A 21382-nucleotide genomic window follows, 5' to 3' on the forward strand; every position below is an offset into this window, starting at 1 on the left:
TCTAGAGGTTTATTTAAGTTGATTGAATTAATTATTTTCCTTCGCCGTAAATATCATTCCATTGTTCACGTTTGTCTAAAAAAGCTTGAGCGATTTCTTTTGCACCTTCTAATGAATGACTTGCAGCCCAACCGCATTGTACTTCATTACATGCTGGAACTTCAGTCGCATTTAAGACATCGTTTAAAGTTTTTTCAACAATATTTAAAACATCTTCATAATCATCATGATTAATAAATGATACATAGAAGCCTGTTTGACAACCCATAGGACTTAAATCTACTACTTTGTCTGTATGATTTCTAATATTTTCAGCCATTAAATGTTCTAATGAATGTAAACCAGGCATTTCCATATGTTCTTTGTTAGGTTGTTTGAAACGAATATCATATTTATGAATGACATCCCCGTTTAAACCTTCCATCGTACCAGCCAAACGAATGAATGGGGCAACGACTTTTGTATGATCCAAATTAAAACTTTCAACGTTCATTTTAGGCATTTCATAATCCTCCTTATTGCGAATACGCAACATATTGTTCAATTCAATAGTTAGATTGTAACAATCCTTTTCATGATTTACAATTTTGAAAAATATCGAGACAAAGTTGGAAATTGAATTGTAAGAAAATTGTGTAAATATAATTAAAAGTAATGACAACGCTAATTTAATCCGATAGAATAAGTAATAATTAAATTGAAGTCACAATGGCAAAGCCATAAATCTTCACAATAAGGTTTATCTAAAATGTATATCGTTTAATTATATAAGAAATCTATCAATGCTTTTCATCTTAATCAATGTGAAGCAAAAATGATGAGATGGCAATGTTTCAAAGGGAGTTAGATACAATGAGTGCTAAACAAGAGATTTTAGATTTTATTGAAAATAAAAAATATGATTATGTCGAAATCAGTCATCGTATTCATGAACGCCCTGAATTAGGAAATGAAGAAATTTTTGCTTCAAGAACATTAATCGACATTTTAAGAGCTTATGAGTTTGAAATTGAAACAGATATCGCTGGTCATGCGACAGGTTTTATCGCTTCTTATGATTCCAATAAGCCGGGGCCTACAATCGGCTTTTTAGCAGAATATGATGCTTTACCGGGTCTCGGGCATGCATGTGGTCATAATATTATAGGTACTGCAAGTGTGTTAGGAGGTACAGCTTTAAAACAAGTCATCGATGATATAGGTGGCAAAGTTGTGGTGTTAGGTTGTCCAGCGGAAGAGGGTGGCGAGAACGGTTCGGCGAAAGCCTCTTATGTGAAAGCAGGTATCATTGATGATATAGATGTTGCGCTTATGGTGCATCCTGGTAATGAAACATATCGTACAATCAATACGCTTGCTGTAGATGTATTGGATGTTAAATTTTATGGACGCAGTGCCCATGCTTCTGAAAATGCAGACGAAGCACTGAATGCTTTAGATGCTATGATTTCCTATTTTAATGGTGTGGCGCAACTAAGACAGCATATTAAAAAGAGCCAACGCGTGCATGGTGTTATTTTAGATGGTGGTAAAGCTGCAAATATTATTCCTGACTTTACACATGCTCGTTTTTACACGAGAGCCACGACGCGTAAAGAATTAGATATTTTAACTGAAAAGGTTAATCAAATTGCACGAGGTGCAGCAATTCAAACGGGTTGCGATTATGAATTTGGCCCAATTCAAAATGGGGTGAATGAGTTTATTAAGTCACCAAAGCTCGATGATTTATTTGAAAAATTTGCAATTGAAATGGGCGAAGATGTCATCGATGACGATTTTGGTTATGGTTCGACAGATACGGGTAATGTAAGTCACATCGTGCCTACGATTCATCCGCACATTAAAATAGGTTCTGGAAATTTAGTGGGCCATACGCATCGCTTTAGAGAAGCGGCAGCAAGTGTACATGGGGATCAGGCATTGATAAGAGGGGCTAAAATCTTAGCTTTAATGGGCTTAGAATTAATTGAAAATGAGCAGTTGTTCAATGAAATAGTTGAAGAACATACTCATAAAAAGGGGCATGTTAAATGATGAATGAAAAAGTGAAAGGACCTATGTTAACACTGAGTGATCTATACAATGACGATGTAGTATATACATCCAGGCCTTCATATATTTCCAATCCGTGGTTAAAACCTGATGAACATCAATCAAACTTTTTAACGGGAAGAGAATTGCTTATCGCAAATCAGTTCCCAGTTATTGTGCATGAGGCAAGTGTTACTGAGAAATTAGAACAATTATTTAAATTGGTTGGGAAACAAATACCTGAACATATATATAAATTTAAGAATAAAGAAACGTATGAAGCATTAATTAAACAACTCGCACATGAAAAAGGGAAAAAGATTTATTTTCAATATATTCATGATGAAGATATCTTAGAGAAAGAGTTTTACGCATTAGACAAGGATATCTTTGTAGCTCTAAATAATAAATCTCGAATTCCTGAATGGACTAATTATAAATATGTACCTAAAAGAGACATTGTACCTATAGAAGAATTTGAAACGCGTATCCAATCATGGTTATATCCATTTGTAATTAAACCCGGTGATGATTTACCTACAGCCGGTGGGTATGGCGTGATGATTTGTTATAACGATGAAGATTTAGAAAAGGCGAAAACACGTATTAAAGAAGCTACTGAAGCCACAGAACAATTAATTATTGAACAAAAGATTGAAGCAGTAAATAATTATTGCGTTCAATATGCTTACTCGGATGAGCTAGGGTTACAATATTTAGGAACAGCACAACAACTGACCAATGATTATGGCTTTTATAACGGCAACGAAAATGTGACTGATGTTCCGCAACATGTGATTGACGCTGGCAGAGAAATCATGGAAATAGGCGTAAGTAAAGGCTTCTTTGGTGTTGCTGGTTTTGATTTACTTGTAGATAAAAATGACGATGTTTTTGCGATTGATTTGAATTTTAGGCAAAATGGTTCGACAAGTATGCTATTACTTGCTAATGACTTAACTGATGGATATCACAAATTTTATAGTTATTTTTCAAAAGGAGATAACACACATTTCTTTAACACGATTCTTAAATATGTTGAAAAAGGTGTATTATATCCTTTATCTTATTATGATGGCGATTGGTATGGTAAAGATGAAGTGAATTCTCGATTCGGATGTATATGGCATGGCGCGAATAGGTCAGATATTATAAAGCATGAAAAAGCGTTTATCAAAGAACTAGGTTTATAGAAAATAGTATGATGCTTGATTTAAAATGATTATCTTTCGATTTATTATTTTCTTAATATTCAGATATTAAATTCTTGAAATGTTTATATTTTGCATAATTGACTAACAATTCTAAGTCATTTAAGATTTTGATTGTAAACGATACGAATAACTAATGAATTGAGGGTTAAGCATGTCATATAAACATGAAGCATTTTTCAAAGATATTTTAATCAACGAATATATTTATTTTGCTTCAAAAAATAAGAAATTAGTAAGATTAAATCAAAATAATCAATCCTATATTGCGATGTGGACGGACGAATCTGTAGCAGAGTCTTATTTATCTCAAAATTCTGTTGAGTTTGACAAAATTGTCCGTGCGGATATCGACCGTTTTGTCACATATGAAATGGATGATTTGTTTGATAACGGGGATGAAATTCTAGTAAATATTACTGAAGAAGAACAAGGTCATTTAGTGGATGTTGTCAAAATGACTGACGAATTAATGTCAGAACTCGATGAAATTAGAATGAAAGAATTTGTAAAAGATGTAGCTAAATATGATGAAGTATATGGTTTAACTAATAAAGGCGAGAAAAACTTTATTATGATTAGTGATGATGACCATCATAAACCTCATATTATGCCGGTATGGAGCATTAAAAATCGTGCACGTAAAGTGCGAGACGAAGATTTTGAAGAATGCGAAATTATCGAAATTGAAGGTAAAGTATTTGGTGAATGGTTAGATAAGTTACGTGATGATGATAAAGCAGTAGCTGTAGATTTAAAACCTGGGGTTGTAGGTACTGTATTATCAGCACAGAAACTTTCTAATGAAATTACTTTTTAAAATATGATAAGTATAAAAAATAGGAGCAAGGTAGAAATCTAATTTTTAGTAAGATGATTTCTATACCTTGCTCTTTTTTATGAATATGAGTTAGAGGTAGATTGCACCTAATGCGCCTGAAAACGCGCCATGTTCAATATAATAAGGTTTAAATCCTCTTAAAACAGTGTAATCTTCAATGACTTCTCGTAATAAATGATTATTATTAAAAGATGAGCCGATGTAGACTACATTCTCAGTGTGATATTCACGAGCTAATGTAATAGCCATCGTTGTAATTACTTCACCGACGACACCAATAACAGAAGCAAGTTTATCCGCTGAAGAAAAATTCTCATCTAGATGATGTAGGACATTTCCAAAGTTTGCAGCAGTTAAATCGCCAGAAATCGGTGGTTCAGTATCTTTATAAATATGTTTGACCTTCAAATCAATCGAATCTCGACAGCCACCTTGTGCTAAATTAGTTAATTCAGTGTAATCAGTTAAGTTTGATAACAGGTAACCTAGCCCTTGTATCATACCGCCTCCAGTTCCGACGCCACCTACACGTTGTTGATCTTTACCATCAAAGTAATGCAGTGAAGTCCCTGTACCAACATTTGCAAATATATAATTTTCAAGATGATGTCCTTGCTCTTTCAAAAGAATACCTAGCCCTTTTGAGGAAGCGTCAAATTCCACAAAAGTTTGAGCTGGAATCGTAATACTTTCTGCAATAACACCAGCATTACCACCAGTTAAATGAAGTGAGTCGATTGTTTCATGATTTAACCAATCAATCACTTTCTCTATATTTGTAGTTAATTCTGTTCTGTATGAACGTTTATCATTTTGTTCTTGAACAATCTTTATTAAAGTGCCCCCGGCATCAATACCGACCTTCATATGATTATCACTCCACATCAAAAATACGTCACTCATAATAGTATATTAAAATTTTTGAAAAACAAGTGCAATTTAATTAAAAATCACTTTATGGTTGTTAATTTACTTTAATAGGGTATGGACATTGTAAGAATCTTTTTTGTAAAAGGGTAAAGTAAATCAATCCTTGTCAAATCAGTAAATTTCTACAATCTTAAATAGTAATCGATATTTAATTCATATATAATTAATAGTGTAACTAATGAATAGGGGATTAATCATATGTTTATCAAAAAAGAGTTTGAAGATATTATAGTTCAAGTCTTCGAGGAAAAGTATCGCGAAGCAGTACAAGAGTTTGAGTTAAGTGAAAGACAACAAATTTATTCTTCACTACCGAAAGATGTTTTAGATGACGCTTTAAATGATGACAATAGAGTAGCTAATATCGCTATGAATCAACATGGGGAAGTCGTGGGATTCTTTGTTTTGCATCAATTTTATCAACATGAAGGTTATGATACACCAGAAAATGTCGTATATGTTCGTTCATTGTCAGTGAATGAGAAATTTCAAGGTCATGGTTATGGCACAAAGATGATGATGTTTTTACCACAGTATGTGCAAGAATTGTTCCCAGATTTTAATCATTTGTATCTTGTCGTAGATGCGGAAAATAAAGGAGCATGGAATGTTTATGAGCGTGCTGGTTTCATGCATACGGCAACCAAAGAGGAAGGACCAATCGGTAAAGAGCGTCTTTACTACTTAGATTTAGATTCTAAACATGTGTCTTCACTTCGATTAGTTGAAAGTGAAACATCAGAAGAAGCAAATATTCATGTAATTAACTTACTTAAAGATAAAGAAAAAGTTGGATTTATCGCTGTAGAGCAAATCGAAAATAGAATGAGAATTTCTGCAATTGAAGTCAATAAAGAACACAGAAATGAAGGTATTGCTGAAAGTGCACTTCGCCAACTGCCAACGTATATTCGTAAAAACTTTGATAGTATTAAAGTTTTGGCAATCACTTTATATGGTGAACATAATGAATTGAAACCTTTATGTGTAAATAGTAATTTTGTAGTCATTGAAGAAGCTGAAGATTATGTACTATTTGAAAAATACATAAACTATTAGTTGTGATTGCGAAATCACATGTTGTCATTTATAATTTATTTTTGTTAATATTAGTTAATGAAAATTTGACGTTAATAAGAGAAAAATCCTTTGAAAGGAAGTATTTTTTAATGAAAATTCAAGATTACACGAAAGAAATGGTAGATGAGAAGTCATTTATCGATATGGCTTACACTTTATTAAATGATAAACAAACAACAATGAACTTATACGATATCATTGATGAATTTAAATCTTTAGGTGGATATGAATACGAAGACATTGAAACACGTGTTGTTCAATTCTACACTGACCTTAATACTGATGGACGTTTCTTAAACGTTGGAGAGAATCAATGGGGACTTCGTGACTGGTATTCAGTTGATGATATTGAAGAGAAAATCGCACCTACGATTCAAAAATTTGATATTCTTGATGACGATGATGAAGAAGATAAAAATCTTAAATTATTAGGTGAGGATGACATCGATGATGACGATGATATTCCTGCTGAAACTGACGATCAAGAAACATTAAATGATCCTGAAGATGAGGATGTAGAAGAAGAAATCAACGATTCTGACATCGTTATTGAAGAAGATGAAGACGATGACATGGCAGAAGAGGAAGAAGAAGAGTTCGAAGACGAAGAAGACTTCAACGACTAATTCACATTCTTTGATTTAATTATTAGTAAATGAGTTAGACACAAAGTGGAGTACGAACACATATGATTTATGCATGTGTCATAAGAAAGCTGGTACAAAAAGATTTATTCTTAATTTTAATACGGAGTATTGATAATCTAGCTTAATTTTAAAAGGTATCTCTACAGTCTAGATTAAAAAATGGGACTTTTATTTTTAGTTAAAAGATGATAGAATTTTATTCGGGCTCCTTTAATTAGGACACGTGTATTAAGTAGATACGCTCCCCCTTACAATTGTTGTGAGAGGGAGCGTTTTTTTGTTTTTTCAAATAACTCAATATTAAAAGTGAACAGAATTGTAGAGTAACTTTAAAACATTTATATGTTTTACATAAAAGGATGTCATGTTACTCACAGTTTTAAATATTATTTCAACTACGAGGTAGCAACCCTAAATTTTACAGGAGGTCAGACAATGACAAAATTTATTTTTGTAACAGGCGGAGTAGTCTCATCATTAGGAAAAGGAATCACAGCCGCTTCTCTCGGTAGATTGCTCAAAGATAGAGGGCTTAAAGTTACAATTCAAAAATTTGATCCATATTTAAATGTGGACCCAGGTACAATGAGTCCATATCAACATGGTGAAGTATTTGTTACAGATGATGGAGCAGAAACAGACTTAGACTTGGGTCACTATGAGCGATTTATTGATATTAATTTAAATAAATATTCAAACGTAACTGCTGGGAAAGTATATTCTCATGTATTAAAGAAAGAGCGTAGAGGCGACTATTTAGGTGGAACAGTACAAGTTATTCCACATATAACAAATGAAATTAAAGAAAGATTATTATTAGCAGGAGAAAGCACAAATGCAGATGTCGTTATTACTGAAATTGGTGGTACGACAGGTGACATAGAATCACTACCTTTCTTAGAAGCAATCCGTCAAATTAGAAGTGATTTAGGCCGTGAAAATGTCATGTACGTGCATTGTACATTATTACCTTATATTAAAGCAGCTGGAGAAATGAAGACTAAGCCTACACAACACAGTGTTAAGGAATTACGTGGTTTAGGTATTCAACCAGATTTAATTGTAGTAAGAACAGAATATGAAATGACTCAAGACTTGAAAGATAAAATTGCATTATTCTGCGATATCAATAAAGAAAGTGTTATTGAATGTCGTGACGCAGATTCTCTTTATGAGATTCCGTTACAACTTAGCAAACAAGATATGGACGATATTGTTATTCAACGTCTTCAGTTAAATGCGAAGTATGAAACACAACTAGATGAATGGGAACATCTTTTAAATACAGTGAATAATCTTGACGGTAAAATTACAATCGGTTTAGTAGGTAAATACGTAAGTTTACAAGATGCATACTTATCAGTAGTCGAATCACTTAAACATGCGGGTTATCCACTTAAGAAAGATGTAGTAGTAAAATGGATTGATTCTAGTGAAGTTACTGATGATAATGTTGAAAGTTACTTATCAGATGTTGATGGTATCTTAGTACCTGGTGGTTTCGGTTTCCGTGCTAGTGAAGGTAAAATTTCTGCAATTAAATATGCTCGTGAGAACAATGTTCCATTCTTTGGTATCTGTTTAGGTATGCAATTAGCAACGGTAGAGTATGCACGTAACGTATTAGGTTTAGAAGGCGCACATTCAGCCGAACTAGACCCAAGCACACCTTATCCAATTATCGATTTATTACCTGAACAGAAAGATATCGAAGATTTAGGTGGTACACTTCGTCTTGGTTTATATCCATGTCATATTAAAGAAGGCACACTTGCCGAATCAATTTACTCTGAAAATGATATCGAAGAACGTCATCGTCATCGTTATGAATTTAACAATGAATTTAGAGAACAAATAGAAGAAAATGGTATGGTCTTCTCAGGTACAAGCCCAGATGGACGACTTGTAGAAATTGTTGAAATTCCTGAAAATGATTTCTTCATCGCATGTCAATTCCACCCAGAATTCTTATCAAGACCTAACCGTCCACAACCAATATTCAAATCATTTATTGAAGCTTCATTTAAATACCAACAACAATAAATATTTGTAAAACATATAAAAACGGAGATCGCTATTCTGATGTCATAGCAATCTCCGTTTTCTTTGCCTATTTAAGTTTTAAATTGCAATTTATAATTCTAAATCTCGTGTCATTTCTATCATTTGCGTATAGATTTCATAATATATGTAATTGAATGCCATTGGATGAGGTTGAACAATTTTATCGTAATCTTCAGTATAAACAATAGGTCTAGGTGTAGATAAATTCACATAATGCATCAGATGCTTCGGAAAATCATCACGCTTAGGATTGTTACATACCAATACGAAATCAACATCTAAGTCAATTAAACGTTGAACATCTTTTTCCACTTCTTCAGTATAAAATGGCGCAAATAAGAATACCCGATCAGTCGAATCTATCTCTTCATATGAATTTAAGCGTTCAAGAGAACGACTTGAATCAAGCTTTTCCTCACTATCTAACACAAATGCTTCATAAAATTTTAAATCGCCATATCCTTTTATGTATACATAGCCTTCGCCTCCGATAGCTTGCATTAAACATTGTGCTGCCATTTGAATATCTAATGCTTGTTTTTCGAGTCTATTAAATATGCCTGTCAATTGTGTATTAAGAATTTTTGACATGTTGTTCCTCCATTCTTTTCATTAAAATATTGTAAATAATACGAGTAGGTTATGCAATATGTGAGTAATTGTAATCTTGTATGCGTTTGCAATTGTTGAAAAGTTAAGGATTGTGAAAATTATTAATTTTAAATAAAGTATTCGCATGCATTCACTATGTATTTTTGATATAATGATGTTGAAAAAATACGTGCACAGATGCACTCAAGGAGGAACTTTCATGCCTTTAGTTTCAATGAAAGAAATGTTAATTGATGCGAAAGAAAATGGTTATGCAGTTGGTCAATACAACTTAAATAACCTTGAGTTTACACAAGCTATTTTAGAAGCGTCACAAGAAGAAAATGCACCAGTAATCTTAGGTGTTTCTGAAGGTGCTGCTCGTTATATGAGTGGTTTCTATACAGTAGTTAAAATGGTTGAGGGATTAATTCATGATTTAAATATTACTGTTCCAGTGGCGATTCATTTAGACCATGGTTCAAGTTTCGAAAAATGTAAAGAAGCAATTGACGCTGGATTCACTTCAGTTATGATTGATGCTTCTCATAGCCCATTTGAAGAAAATGTTGAAATCACATCTAAAGTAGTTGAATACGCACATGAAAGAGGCGTTTCTGTAGAAGCTGAATTAGGTACAGTTGGGGGACAAGAAGATGACGTTGTTGCTGACGGCGTAATCTATGCAGATCCTAAAGAATGTCAAGAATTAGTTGAAAAAACTGGTATCGATACTTTAGCACCTGCATTAGGTTCAGTTCATGGACCATATAAAGGTGAACCTAAATTAGGCTTTAAAGAAATGGAAGAAATTGGTGCTTCTACTGGATTACCATTAGTATTACACGGTGGTACAGGTATCCCAACTAAAGACATTCAAAAAGCAATTCCTTACGGTACTGCGAAAATTAATGTAAACACTGAAAACCAAATTGCTTCAGCTAAAGCTGTTCGTGATGTATTAAATAACGATAAAGATGTTTACGATCCACGTAAATATTTAGGACCAGCACGTGAAGCAATTAAAGAAACTGTAAAAGGTAAAATTAAAGAATTCGGTACATCTAACCGCGCTAAATAATTTTATATCATATCGCTCTAAGACCATTGAAACGATGCTTTCAATGGGCTTAGTTTCTCAAACAAAGTAAAATTAATTAAGCAGACTGATAGAAAACTCTTGCCAATCAAGGAGTCGAAATGCATAACGACGGGATTTTACTACTAGTAAATGAGCTAGGCATGCATAAGACGACGATGAGTGAAAGGGTTTGCCTACAGTGTGAGACCATTGAAACGATGCTTTCAATGGTCTTTTTTATGCTATACTAAAATCAGAAATTCAATTATAAATATACACTTCAAACGTTTAAACAGATATTAATTAAAATGAAACAATATTTATTTCATACATATACACAATTTTAACGATTAAATTATTGTAGAAGAGGTAATAATTTAATATCGATGTAAACTTGAATTAAGTAGAACACGAATTAATGACGTTAAGTATAATAATTTTTCAAATAAATCATTTTCTGTAGCTAAGAATTGAAGTATTTTACAAACAAAGTAAAATTATTTTATAATGCTAATAATGTGAAATTTTAAAAAAGAAGGAAACAAAGGAGACAAATCGTATGGTTCAAGAGGTAATAAAAATAAGAGGTGGACAAACACTAAAAGGAGAAGTAGAAATTAGTGGTGCGAAAAATAGCGCTGTTGCTATTATCCCCGCAACTTTATTAGCTCAAGGACATGTAAAGTTGGATGGTCTTCCTCAAATCTCTGATGTCAAAACTTTAGTGAGTTTGTTAGAAGATTTGAATATTAAAACGAAATTAAATGGTAAAGAATTAGAAGTAGATACTACTGAAATAGAAAATGCACCTTTACCTAACAATAAAGTTGAGTCGCTTCGTGCTTCATACTATATGATGGGCGCAATGCTTGGACGCTTCAAAAAGTGTGTAATTGGTTTACCAGGAGGATGTCCATTAGGGCCTCGTCCAATAGACCAACATATTAAAGGGTTTAAAGCATTAGGCGCAGAAATAGATGAATCGAGTGACACATCTATGAAGATAGAAGCTAAAGAATTAAAGGGAGCTAATATTTTCTTAGATATGGTCAGTGTAGGTGCTACGATTAATATTATGCTTGCAGCAGTTCATGCTAAAGGTCAAACTATCATTGAAAATGCCGCTAAAGAACCTGAAGTTGTAGATGTTGCAAATTTCTTAATGAGTATGGGTGCTAATATTAAAGGTGCAGGTACTACTACAATAAAAATTACAGGCGTTGAAACATTGAATGGTACAGAATACCAAATCATCCCTGATAGAATTGAAGCGGGTTCATATATGTGTATGGCTGCTGCAATGGGTGAAGAAGTGACATTAAATAACATCGTACCTAAGCATGTAGAAGCTTTAACGGTAAAATTAAGAGAACTTGGTGTCGACATCCAAATTGAAGACGAGAAAGCAATTATTCGTAAACAAGCGCCATATAAGAATGTAGATATTAAAACTTTAGTTTATCCAGGTTTTGCTACGGATCTTCAACAACCAATTACACCTCTATTATTTATGACGAACGGTCCTTCTTTTGTAACGGATACGATTTATCCAGCAAGATTTAAACATGTGGAAGAACTCAAACATATGGGAGCTAATATTTATTCTGATGAAGGCACTGCAACAATTAAACCATCTCACTTAAAGGGTGCAGAAGTTTATGCAAGTGACCTTCGTGCAGGCGCATGCTTGATTACGGCTGGTTTAATTGCTGAAGGTGTAACTACTATTTTCAACGTAAAACATATTTATAGAGGGTATACTAATATCGTTGAACACTTGAAATCACTCGGTGCAGATATTTGGACTGAAGAAATTTAAGATTTTGTGATATACTATTTATACTAATAATTGGGAGACAAAAGATACATGCCTACAATTATGAGCATATTTAATATGAGGTGAGGCAAATGGAAATCTGTCCATATCTTGAAGAAACCTTCAAAATTGTCGGTCGCAGTTGGAATGGACTTATTATTAACTATTTATCTAGATGTGAAAGTCATTCTGCTCACTTTTCCGATATGAAAAGAGATTTAAAAACAATTACTCCTAGAGCTTTAAGTTTAAAATTAACTGACTTAGGAGAATGGAATCTTGTTGAAAAGAAAATTATTTCTTCAAGTCCTATAGAAATTGTGTATGAATTGACTGATAAAGGACATGCATTAGCAGAAGCATTGAAGCCTATGGAAGAATGGGCACAAAAATATGTCGAATTAGAAACAAATGCTTCAAAATAAATCTAAGTAAATATTTAGTCAGAAATTGCTTACAGAGTTCAACTTTGTAGGCAATTTTTTTGTGCAATAAAGGGCATTTCGTTTATAGTTACTAAACGGAAAATAAATAACGCTCAATTTATTTCCAATTATATTGATGTTTAAAGTAGGCTTTCAAAGGATATTTAATATATATAACTATTTCGAAGGAGTGAATATTGAATATGAGAAATTTCACTAAACAATATATTAACGGCGAATGGGTTGATAGTGCGAGTGGCGAAACAATAGACGTAATCAATCCTGCAACTGAAGAAGTGATGGGTTCTGTAGCAAAAGGTAATGCAGATGACGTCAATAAAGCAGTAGAAGCTGCTGATAGCGTTTATGTACAATTCCGTCATAGCTCTGTTGAAGAGAGAAGAGATTTACTAGATAGAATTGTAAAAGAGTATGAAAATAGAAAAGAAGATATCATTGAAGCAATTACTGATGAACTTGGTTCACCATTATCCGTTTCTGAAAATGTACATTACCAAATGGGATTAGATCATTTTACAGCTGCAAGAGATGCGCTAGATAACTTTGAATTTGAAGAACAACGTGGTGATGACTTAGTAGTTAAAGAAGCAATCGGGGTAGCTGGATTAGTAACACCATGGAACTTCCCAACTAACCAAACATCATTGAAATTAGCTGCAGCATTTGCGGCAGGTAGTCCAGTCGTGTTAAAACCTTCTGAAGAAACACCATTTGCGGCAATTATCTTAGCTGAAATCTTCGACAAAGTTGGTGTGCCTAAAGGTGTATTCAACTTAGTAAATGGTGATGGTGAAGGTGTAGGTAATCCATTAAGTGAACATCCTAAAGTAAGAATGATGTCATTTACTGGTTCTGGCCCTACAGGTTCTAAAATTATGGAAAAAGCAGCAAAAGATTTCAAAAAAGTATCTCTTGAATTAGGTGGTAAATCACCTTACATCGTATTAGATGATGTTGATATTCAAGAAGCTGCTAAAGCGACAACTGGCAAGGTTGTCAACAATACTGGACAAGTTTGTACTGCAGGTACACGTGTACTAGTTCCTGAAAGCATTAAAGAAGATTTCTTAACTGCAGTGAAAGAACAATTTAGTCAAGTTAAAGTTGGTAATCCTAGAGAAGAAGGCACACAAGTTGGTCCAATTATTAGTAAAAAACAATTCGACCAAGTTCAAGATTATATTGATAAAGGTGTTAACGAAGGTGCTGAACTCTTCTACGGTGGTCCTGGCAAACCAGAAGGATTAGATCAAGGTTACTTCGCTCGTCCAACTATTTTCATCAATGTGGACAATCAAATGACTATTGCTCAAGAAGAAATCTTTGGCCCTGTAATGTCTGTAATCACTTATAACGATTTAGATGAAGCCATTGAAATTGCGAATGATACTAAATATGGTTTAGCCGGATATGTTATCGGTAAAGATCAAGACACATTACGCAAAGTAGCACGTTCAGTAGAAGCAGGTACAATTGAAATCAATGAAGCTGGCAGAAAACCAGACCTACCATTTGGTGGCTATAAACAATCAGGTTTAGGTCGCGAATGGGGCGATTATGGTATTGAAGAATTCTTAGAAGTTAAATCAATTGCTGGATATTTTAAATAATTGAATAAATAGATTAAATCTTGCAATTAAACGATGCACGGAACTATTTTAGTTCCGTGTTTTGTTTTTATTGTTATATTTTCTAAATTCATTTTGTAATTAAAATGAAAATTTGCTATAGTTATTCTAGTATTTAGAAGGTTAAGACACATATGAACGTGAAAAAGTAGTTAACTTTGCTTTGTTTTTATAAAAGTTAAAAATGTTTTCGCAAGGTTAAATTTTGAAACTTTTCATCAAAACCTACTAAAAACGTTTAATATGTCAGAGCCTCGCAACATAAAAAATAACGAAATGGGTGCAAGTCTATGCCTGAAAGAGAACGAACGTCTCCTCAGTATGAATCTTTCCACGAACTTTACAAGAACAATACTACTAAAGAGCTCACTCAAAAAGCCAAATCTTTAAAATTGACGAATTATAGTAAATTAAATAAAAAAGAATTAGTTTTAGCCATCATGGAAGCTCAAATGGAGAAAGATGGCAATTACTACATGGAAGGTATCTTGGATGATATACAACAAGATGGATATGGTTTCCTTAGAACAGTCAACTATTCTAAAGGTGAGAAAGATATTTATATTTCTGCCAGCCAAATTCGACGTTTTGAAATTAAACGTGGCGATAAAGTAACTGGTAAAGTCCGTAAGCCTAAAGATAATGAGAAATATTATGGATTACTCCAAGTTGACTTTGTTAATGATCAGAATGCAGAAGAAGTAAAAAAACGTCCTCACTTCCAAGCGTTAACACCTCTATATCCTGAAGAAAGAATCTTATTAGAAACAGCTCCAACTAATTATTCTACTCGTATTATGGATTTAGTGACGCCGATTGGTTTAGGTCAACGTGGGTTAATCGTAGCTCCGCCTAAAGCTGGTAAAACAAGTTTATTAAAAGAAATTGCAAATGCGATTGCAGCGAATAAACCAGAAGCAAAACTCTTTATTTTACTTGTAGGTGAGCGTCCAGAAGAAGTGACAGATATTGAAAGATCTGTTGAATCTGCGGAAGTTGTACATTCTACATTCGATGAGCCGCCAGAACATCACGTTAAGGTAGCTGAATTATTACTAGAGCGTGCCAAGCGTTTGGTTGAAATTGGTGAAGATGTCATCATCTTAATGGATTCAATTACACGCCTAGCTCGTGCATACAACCTTGTTATTCCACCAAGTGGTCGAACATTATCTGGTGGTTTAGATCCAGCATCTCTTCATAAACCGAAAGCCTTTTTCGGTGCAGCGAGAAATATTGAAGCAGGGGGAAGCTTAACTATTTTAGCTACAGCACTTGTTGAAACTGGATCAAGAATGGATGATATGATTTACGAAGAATTCAAAGGTACAGGAAACATGGAACTTCATCTTGATCGTAAATTATCAGAACGTAGAATATTCCCAGCCATTGATATTGGTAGAAGTTCTACGCGTAAAGAAGAATTACTTATTTCGAAAGCCGAACTCGATTCATTATGGCAATTACGTAATTTATTTACAGACTCTACTGATTTTACAGAACGCTTCATCCGAAAATTAAAACGCTCGAAAAATAATAAAGAATTTTTCACTCAATTACAAAAATCAGCCGAAGAAAGCACGAAAACAGGTAAACCAATTATCTAACGAATATTGATAAAGGGTTGCGTTTTAAATTGATTCCTATTATAATTACACAGTATTGGGTAAAAAACTCACAAATAACTCTGTTCCAGATGGTTCAGGGCAAAGGAGCTGAAAGAAATGAAACAAGGAATTCATCCTGAATACCACAAAGTTATCTTTTTAGATACAACTACAAACTTTAAATTCTTAAGTGGTTCTACTAAAACATCTTCAGAAACTATGGAATGGGAAGATGGAAATGAATACCCAGTTATTCGTTTAGACGTATCTTCTGATTCACATCCATTCTATACTGGCCGTCAAAAATTCGCTGCTGCGGATGGTCGTGTGGAACGCTTCAACAAAAAGTTTGGTTTCAAATCAAACAACAACTAATTTTGAATTTCAACTGTCTACGTATCCATTATTATGGGATTGTAGACAGTTTTTTATTTTGGATATTTTCGTTACAATAAATGAGGGTTGAGAGTTAAGTTCCTAAATTGTTTGTAATAAGTGAGTATCATTGCTTAATTTAGAATAATACTTTGAAAATGCATTTAACTACATAAAAAATATGATATAATTAAGCGATTATGTTTTGAAAAAAGGTGGAACTCTCAATGTATGAAACGTACCATTCCGGATGGATTGAAACTATTACTGGAAGTATGTTTAGTGGTAAATCCGAGGAGTTAATACGTCGATTAAGACGTGGGATTTATGCGAAACAGAAAGTAGTCGTGTTCAAACCGGCAATTGATGATCGTTACCATAAAGAAAAGGTCGTCTCCCATGATGGTAATGAGATTGAAGCGATAAATATTTCTACGGCTAGAGAAATTTTAAATCAAGATTTACACAATGTAGATATTATCGGTATAGATGAAGTGCAATTCTTTGATGATGAGATTGTCAATATAGCAGAACAACTTGCTGAAAATGGTCATAGAGTTGTTGTAGCAGGTCTTGATATGGATTTTAGGGGAGAACCATTTGAACCTATGCCAAAGTTATTAGCGGTAAGTGAACAGGTAACTAAACTGCAAGCGGTATGTGCCGTTTGTGGCTCACCATCAAGCCGTACGCAACGATTAATCAATGGTGAACCAGCTAAAATTGATGATCCAATTATATTAGTTGGGGCGAATGAAAGTTACGAACCACGTTGTAGAGCGCATCATATTGTGGCTCCAAGTGAAAATGAGAAGGAGGAAATGTAGTGTTTGATCAATTAGATATAGTTGAAGAGCGATATGAGCAATTAAATGAAATGTTAAGTGACCCTGATGTTGTCAATGATTCAGATAAATTAAGAAAGTATTCTAAAGAACAAGCAGATTTACAGAAAACGGTAGATGTTTATCGTAGTTATAAATCGAAAAAAGAAGAATTAGAAGATATCGAAGAAATGTTAAGAGAAACTTCTGATAAAGAAGAAGTAGAGATGCTTAAAGAAGAAAGTGCTGCATTAAAAAATGAATTACCAGAAATGGAAGAAGAACTGAAAATTTTATTAATACCTAAAGATCCAAATGATGAAAAAGACGTTATCGTTGAGATTCGTGCTGCTGCTGGAGGAGATGAGGCAGCTATTTTTGCCGGAGATTTAATGAGAATGTACTCTAAATATGCCGAAGCAAATGGCTTTAAGACTGAAATAGTCGAAGCATCAGAAAGTGATCATGGTGGTTATAAAGAAATCAGTTTTTCAGTATCTGGTAGTGGCGCATATAGTAAATTGAAATTTGAAAATGGGGCACATCGTGTGCAACGTGTACCAGAAACAGAATCAGGCGGTCGTATTCATACATCTACTGCTACAGTAGCAGTTCTACCTGAAGTAGAGGATGTTGAAATTGAAATACGCAATGAAGACTTGAAAATTGATACGTATCGTTCAAGTGGTGCGGGTGGTCAGCACGTAAATACAACTGACTCAGCTGTCCGTATTACTCACTTACCAACGGGTGTAATTGCGACATCTTCTGAGAAATCTCAAATTCAAAACCGTGAAAAAGCAATGAAAGTGTTGAAAGCACGTTTATATGATATGAAATTACAAGAAGAGCAACAAAAATATGCATCTCAAAGAAAGTCGGCAGTAGGGACAGGGGACCGTTCTGAACGTATTAGAACTTATAATTACCCACAAAGTCGTGTGACTGACCACCGTATTGGTTTAACACTGCAAAAGCTCGGCCAAATCATGGAAGGACATTTAGATGAGATTATCGACGCGCTCACACTTTCTGAACAAACTGAGAAATTGAAAGAATTAAATAATGGTGAATTATAGAGAAAAGCTTGAAGAAGCTATCCAACTCACTTTAGATAAAGGATATGAACAAAGTAGAGCAGAATGGTTATTCTTAGATGTTTTTCAATGGTCTAGGACAGATTATCTTATTCATAGTCAAGAATTAATGTCACAGGATGATATTTCGAAATTTGATTTAGCGCTACATAGAATGTTGAAAGGAGAACCGATTCAATATATTGTAGGTTTTCAATCATTTTATGGATATAAGTTTAAAGTTGATGCTAACTGTCTTATCCCACGTCCGGAAACAGAAGAAGTGATGCTTCATTTTCTTAAATTATGTCGTAATAAAGATGGTGTAGTAGATATAGGAACAGGTAGTGGAGCAATTGCAATCACTCTGAAATTGCTTCGCCCCGATTTAGATGTCTATGCTACAGATTTATATGAAGATACTTTAAATGTGGCTAGAAACAATGCGGATACCCATCAACAAGATATTCACTTTCTTCAAGGAAATGCGTTAAAGCCATTAATTGAGAAGGGGATTAAAGTGGATGGCTTAGTTTCGAATCCTCCTTATATTGATGAAGCGGAATCTAAAGACATGGATGATACGGTACTTCAATTTGAACCTCACCATGCACTTTTTGCTGAAAATAAAGGCTATGCTATTTACGAGGACATCTTAAAAGATTTACCACAAGTAATGAATGAAAATGGACATGTTGTTTTTGAAATTGGTTATAATCAAGGTGAAAAATTGAAGTCGATCGTGACAACAATGTATCCAAACAAAAACGTAGAAGTGATACGAGACATTAATGGGCATCAGCGTATCGTATCTATTAAATGGTAATTCAACTTTCAATTGTTAAGTGTATATTTAATCGTGGTTTCAATAAATAAAAAATGTTTAACCATATGTTGTGTTACTAATATAATGATTATAAATATAAGATGGGTGGGACTTTAAATTCAACAAACGACTAACTGAATTAAGTTCCACTCTTTTTTCCGTACATGATATAAATTAGAAAGAGGTGAAGAAAATGGAAACTCACATTTGGGATGTTCGGGCCTTTAAAGATAACTTACATCAATATCCATATATAAATGATATCAAAGATACCGTGATTAAAGGTGGATTAGTAGCAATTCCAACGGAGACGGTATATGGGTTAGGTGCAAATGCAAAAGATGAAGAAGCAGTTAAAAAGATTTATGAAGCTAAGGGTCGACCTTCTGACAATCCTTTAATTGTTCATGTACATCATAGAAAGCAACTGGATAATTTTGTTGAACATGTTGATGAACGTGTTTCAAAACTAATGGATGCATTTTGGCCTGGGCCTATTTCCTTTATTTTACCGCTAAAATCAGGTTATTTATGTGAAACAGTAACGGGGGGATTGAATTCCATTGCTGTTCGTATGCCTAGTCATAAAATAGGAAGAGCGTTACTTCAAGTTATAGATGAACCCATTGCTGCACCAAGTGCTAACTTAAGTGGTCGCCCATCACCTACGACATTTGACCATGTGTTTCATGACTTAAATCATAAAATTGACGGTATTGTAAACGGTGATCAAAGTGAAGAAGGACTCGAAAGTACAGTTCTTGATTGCACGCAGTTTCCATTTCGCATTGCACGTCCAGGCTCAGTAACGAAAGAGATGATTGAGAAAGTCTTACCAGAAAGTGTGCAAGATATTCATTTTACTGAAAATGAAAAGCCTATTGCGCCAGGTATGAAATATAAACATTATTCGCCAGATACTCCTCTTACAATTATTGAAAATTTAAATCATAAAATTGATAATAATGAGAAATGGAAAGATACTGCTTTTATTTTTCCTGAAAGTATGAAATCTTTACTACCGGAAAGTGCACAGTTCATTTCTTTATGTAAGAATGCTCAAGATATTAAAACTGCTAACCACAATTTATATAGCATCTTGCATTCAATAGATCGATCTAGTGACATTCAACGTGCTTTTATTTTCGGATTTGAAAAAAAGGATCAATCTGAGGCAATTATGAATAGAATGCTCAAAGCAGCAGGTAATGAAATAATTAAAGGTGATACGCTATGAAAATCATATTTGTATGTACAGGAAATACATGTCGTAGTCCATTGGCAGAAAGTATTGCTAAAAAGTTATTGCCAAATGATGATATTCAATCACGTGGATTATTTGCGATGGATGGACAAGCTATTTCAGAAGCATCGTTACAACTTATTCATGATCATCATTTGCCTGAACCTACGAATGCCCAACAGTTAGGCATAGATGATTTAGAAGCGGATTTAATTTTAACGATGTCTAAATCTCATAAAGAATTGATTATGGCACAATATGGTCAGCATTCAAATGTTTATACACTCAATGAATACGTCAATGTTAATGGTGAAATTGCAGATCCTTATGGAGCTCCTGCCGAAGTTTATGAACAAACGTATCACAAGATTTACGATTTAGTTAAGAAAATGAAAACCACTCGGGATTAAATTATATATAATTAGTATATGTTAGGCTTTAAATAAGTTATAATTAGGGAGTATAGCAAGTTTGCTATGTTCCTTTTTATTTTATACAAAGGGGTGGGTTCAAATGCGTGATTTACAAAAACTGCTTGACGAACTAAAAGATATGTCGTTCTTTAAGAAAGGCGAATTGTGTATCATTGGATGTTCAACTTCAGAAGTGATTGGTGAAAGAATTGGTTCAGTGGGATCAATGGATATTGCTAAAGAAATTTTTGAAGCATTGAAACAAATTGAAAAGGATACAGGCGTGTCGTTTGTCTTTCAAGGATGTGAACATATCAATAGGGCGATTACAATGGAAAGCACAAATTTCAACCCACTGACTATGGAAGAAGTTACTGTTGTTCCAGATGTACATGCAGGTGGAAGTTTATCCACTTATGCTTATCAACATATGAAAGATCCAATCGTAGTAGAACATATTACTGTTCCAAAAGGTATAGATATTGGTCAAACATTAATTGGTATGCATATTAAACATGTTTGTGTTCCAGTTAGAACAAGTGTTAAACAAGTTGGAGAAGCTATCGTTACCATAGCAACATCAAGACCTAAGAAAATTGGTGGCGAACGTGCTAAATATCATTAATATCAAGGAAGAAGGGGATTTTTT

21 protein-coding genes are annotated in these 21382 nt (G+C 33.8%); 18 read left to right on the forward strand and 3 right to left on the reverse strand.

All coding sequences use genetic code 11. The features are described from left to right. Nucleotides 1-31: 31 nt before the first annotated feature. A complete protein-coding gene (locus HMPREF3264_RS05735) occupies nt 32-502 on the reverse strand; it encodes an S-ribosylhomocysteine lyase (RefSeq protein WP_037541867.1) in 471 nt (156 codons plus the stop codon). Between the two features lie 350 nt (nt 503-852). On the opposite strand from HMPREF3264_RS05735, the gene HMPREF3264_RS05740 reads away from it, so the two are divergent. From HMPREF3264_RS05740 to HMPREF3264_RS05750, 3 genes are all read left to right on the forward strand, one after another. After that, nucleotides 853-2037 (forward strand): M20 family metallopeptidase, encoded by a 1185-nt coding sequence (locus tag HMPREF3264_RS05740; protein ID WP_037541866.1) that lies wholly within the window; start codon nt 853-855, stop codon nt 2035-2037. Beyond that, the gene (locus HMPREF3264_RS05745) at nt 2037-3227 is read left to right on the forward strand and encodes an L-aspartate--L-methionine ligase LdmS (protein ID WP_070872452.1); all 1191 of its coding nucleotides are present in this window, start codon (nt 2037-2039) and stop codon (nt 3225-3227) included. Before HMPREF3264_RS05740 ends, HMPREF3264_RS05745 begins: the two co-directional genes overlap by 1 nt. Nucleotides 3228-3399: 172 nt before the next feature. After that, nucleotides 3400-4065, forward strand: coding sequence for a DUF2750 domain-containing protein (locus HMPREF3264_RS05750; RefSeq protein WP_002445604.1), 666 nt, complete (start codon nt 3400-3402; stop codon nt 4063-4065). A 90-nt stretch (nt 4066-4155) separates the two neighbouring features. Here the strand turns inward: HMPREF3264_RS05750 and coaW are convergent, their stop codons facing one another. After that, on the reverse strand, nt 4156-4953 hold the full coding sequence (gene coaW / locus HMPREF3264_RS05755) for a type II pantothenate kinase (RefSeq protein WP_070872391.1): 798 nt from the start codon (nt 4951-4953) through the stop codon (nt 4156-4158). A gap of 261 nt (nt 4954-5214) precedes the next feature. Here coaW and HMPREF3264_RS05760 point away from each other — a divergent pair, with 261 nt between their 5' ends. The 3 genes from HMPREF3264_RS05760 to HMPREF3264_RS05770 all read left to right on the forward strand — a co-directional run bounded on the left by HMPREF3264_RS05760 (nt 5215) and on the right by HMPREF3264_RS05770 (nt 8786). After that, on the forward strand, nt 5215-6075 hold the full coding sequence (locus tag HMPREF3264_RS05760) for a GNAT family N-acetyltransferase (RefSeq protein WP_002445602.1): 861 nt from the start codon (nt 5215-5217) through the stop codon (nt 6073-6075). 110 nt (nt 6076-6185) lie between these two features. After that, nucleotides 6186-6722 (forward strand): DNA-directed RNA polymerase subunit delta, encoded by a 537-nt coding sequence (rpoE, locus tag HMPREF3264_RS05765; RefSeq protein ID WP_037541864.1) that lies wholly within the window; start codon nt 6186-6188, stop codon nt 6720-6722. A 456-nt stretch (nt 6723-7178) separates the two neighbouring features. Further along, nucleotides 7179-8786, forward strand: a complete 1608-nt coding sequence (locus tag HMPREF3264_RS05770) for a CTP synthase (protein ID WP_037541863.1) — start codon at nt 7179-7181, stop codon at nt 8784-8786. A 90-nt stretch (nt 8787-8876) separates the two neighbouring features. Here HMPREF3264_RS05770 and HMPREF3264_RS05775 read toward each other — a convergent pair whose 3' ends face one another. Continuing rightward, on the reverse strand, nt 8877-9398 hold the full coding sequence (locus HMPREF3264_RS05775; protein WP_070872393.1) for a DUF2529 family protein: 522 nt from the start codon (nt 9396-9398) through the stop codon (nt 8877-8879). A gap of 220 nt (nt 9399-9618) precedes the next feature. Here HMPREF3264_RS05775 and fdaB point away from each other — a divergent pair, with 220 nt between their 5' ends. The 12 genes from fdaB to HMPREF3264_RS05835 all read left to right on the forward strand — a co-directional run bounded on the left by fdaB (nt 9619) and on the right by HMPREF3264_RS05835 (nt 21358). Next, nucleotides 9619-10479, forward strand: coding sequence for a class IIb fructose-bisphosphate aldolase FdaB (gene fdaB, locus HMPREF3264_RS05780; RefSeq protein ID WP_037541862.1), 861 nt, complete (start codon nt 9619-9621; stop codon nt 10477-10479). Between the two features lie 559 nt (nt 10480-11038). After that, nucleotides 11039-12298, forward strand: a complete 1260-nt coding sequence (locus tag HMPREF3264_RS05785) for a UDP-N-acetylglucosamine 1-carboxyvinyltransferase (RefSeq protein WP_070872395.1) — start codon at nt 11039-11041, stop codon at nt 12296-12298. 89 nt (nt 12299-12387) lie between these two features. Further along, nucleotides 12388-12720 carry a winged helix-turn-helix transcriptional regulator gene (locus tag HMPREF3264_RS05790; RefSeq protein WP_002445593.1) on the forward strand — a complete coding sequence of 111 codons (333 nt, stop codon included), beginning with the start codon at nt 12388-12390 and terminating at the stop codon, nt 12718-12720. Nucleotides 12721-12923: 203 nt separating this feature from the next. Next, nucleotides 12924-14351, forward strand: a complete 1428-nt coding sequence (locus tag HMPREF3264_RS05795; RefSeq protein WP_002445591.1) for an aldehyde dehydrogenase family protein — start codon at nt 12924-12926, stop codon at nt 14349-14351. A 308-nt stretch (nt 14352-14659) separates the two neighbouring features. After that, entirely contained in the window at nt 14660-15976 is a 1317-nt protein-coding gene (gene rho, locus HMPREF3264_RS05800) for a transcription termination factor Rho (RefSeq protein ID WP_002445589.1), read from the forward strand. 117 nt (nt 15977-16093) lie between these two features. Further along, entirely contained in the window at nt 16094-16351 is a 258-nt protein-coding gene (locus HMPREF3264_RS05805) for a type B 50S ribosomal protein L31 (RefSeq protein ID WP_002435494.1), read from the forward strand. 227 nt (nt 16352-16578) lie between these two features. After that, on the forward strand, nt 16579-17178 hold the full coding sequence (locus tag HMPREF3264_RS05810) for a thymidine kinase (RefSeq protein WP_002445587.1): 600 nt from the start codon (nt 16579-16581) through the stop codon (nt 17176-17178). Beyond that, nucleotides 17178-18254 carry a peptide chain release factor 1 gene (gene prfA, locus HMPREF3264_RS05815; RefSeq protein ID WP_070872397.1) on the forward strand — a complete coding sequence of 359 codons (1077 nt, stop codon included), beginning with the start codon at nt 17178-17180 and terminating at the stop codon, nt 18252-18254. Before HMPREF3264_RS05810 ends, prfA begins: the two co-directional genes overlap by 1 nt. Beyond that, nucleotides 18241-19077, forward strand: coding sequence for a peptide chain release factor N(5)-glutamine methyltransferase (gene prmC / locus HMPREF3264_RS05820; protein ID WP_070872399.1), 837 nt, complete (start codon nt 18241-18243; stop codon nt 19075-19077). Before prfA ends, prmC begins: the two co-directional genes overlap by 14 nt. Before the next feature lie 193 nt (nt 19078-19270). Next, entirely contained in the window at nt 19271-20314 is a 1044-nt protein-coding gene (locus HMPREF3264_RS05825; RefSeq protein WP_070872402.1) for an L-threonylcarbamoyladenylate synthase, read from the forward strand. Then, a complete protein-coding gene (locus HMPREF3264_RS05830; protein WP_002445583.1) occupies nt 20311-20730 on the forward strand; it encodes a low molecular weight protein arginine phosphatase in 420 nt (139 codons plus the stop codon). Before HMPREF3264_RS05825 ends, HMPREF3264_RS05830 begins: the two co-directional genes overlap by 4 nt. Before the next feature lie 103 nt (nt 20731-20833). After that, on the forward strand, nt 20834-21358 hold the full coding sequence (locus HMPREF3264_RS05835) for a TIGR01440 family protein (protein ID WP_070872404.1): 525 nt from the start codon (nt 20834-20836) through the stop codon (nt 21356-21358). The last annotated feature ends 24 nt before the right edge of the window (nt 21359-21382 follow it).

It is taken from the genome of Staphylococcus sp. HMSC62A08 (assembly GCF_001839105.1).
Classification (GTDB): domain Bacteria; phylum Bacillota; class Bacilli; order Staphylococcales; family Staphylococcaceae; genus Staphylococcus; species Staphylococcus caprae.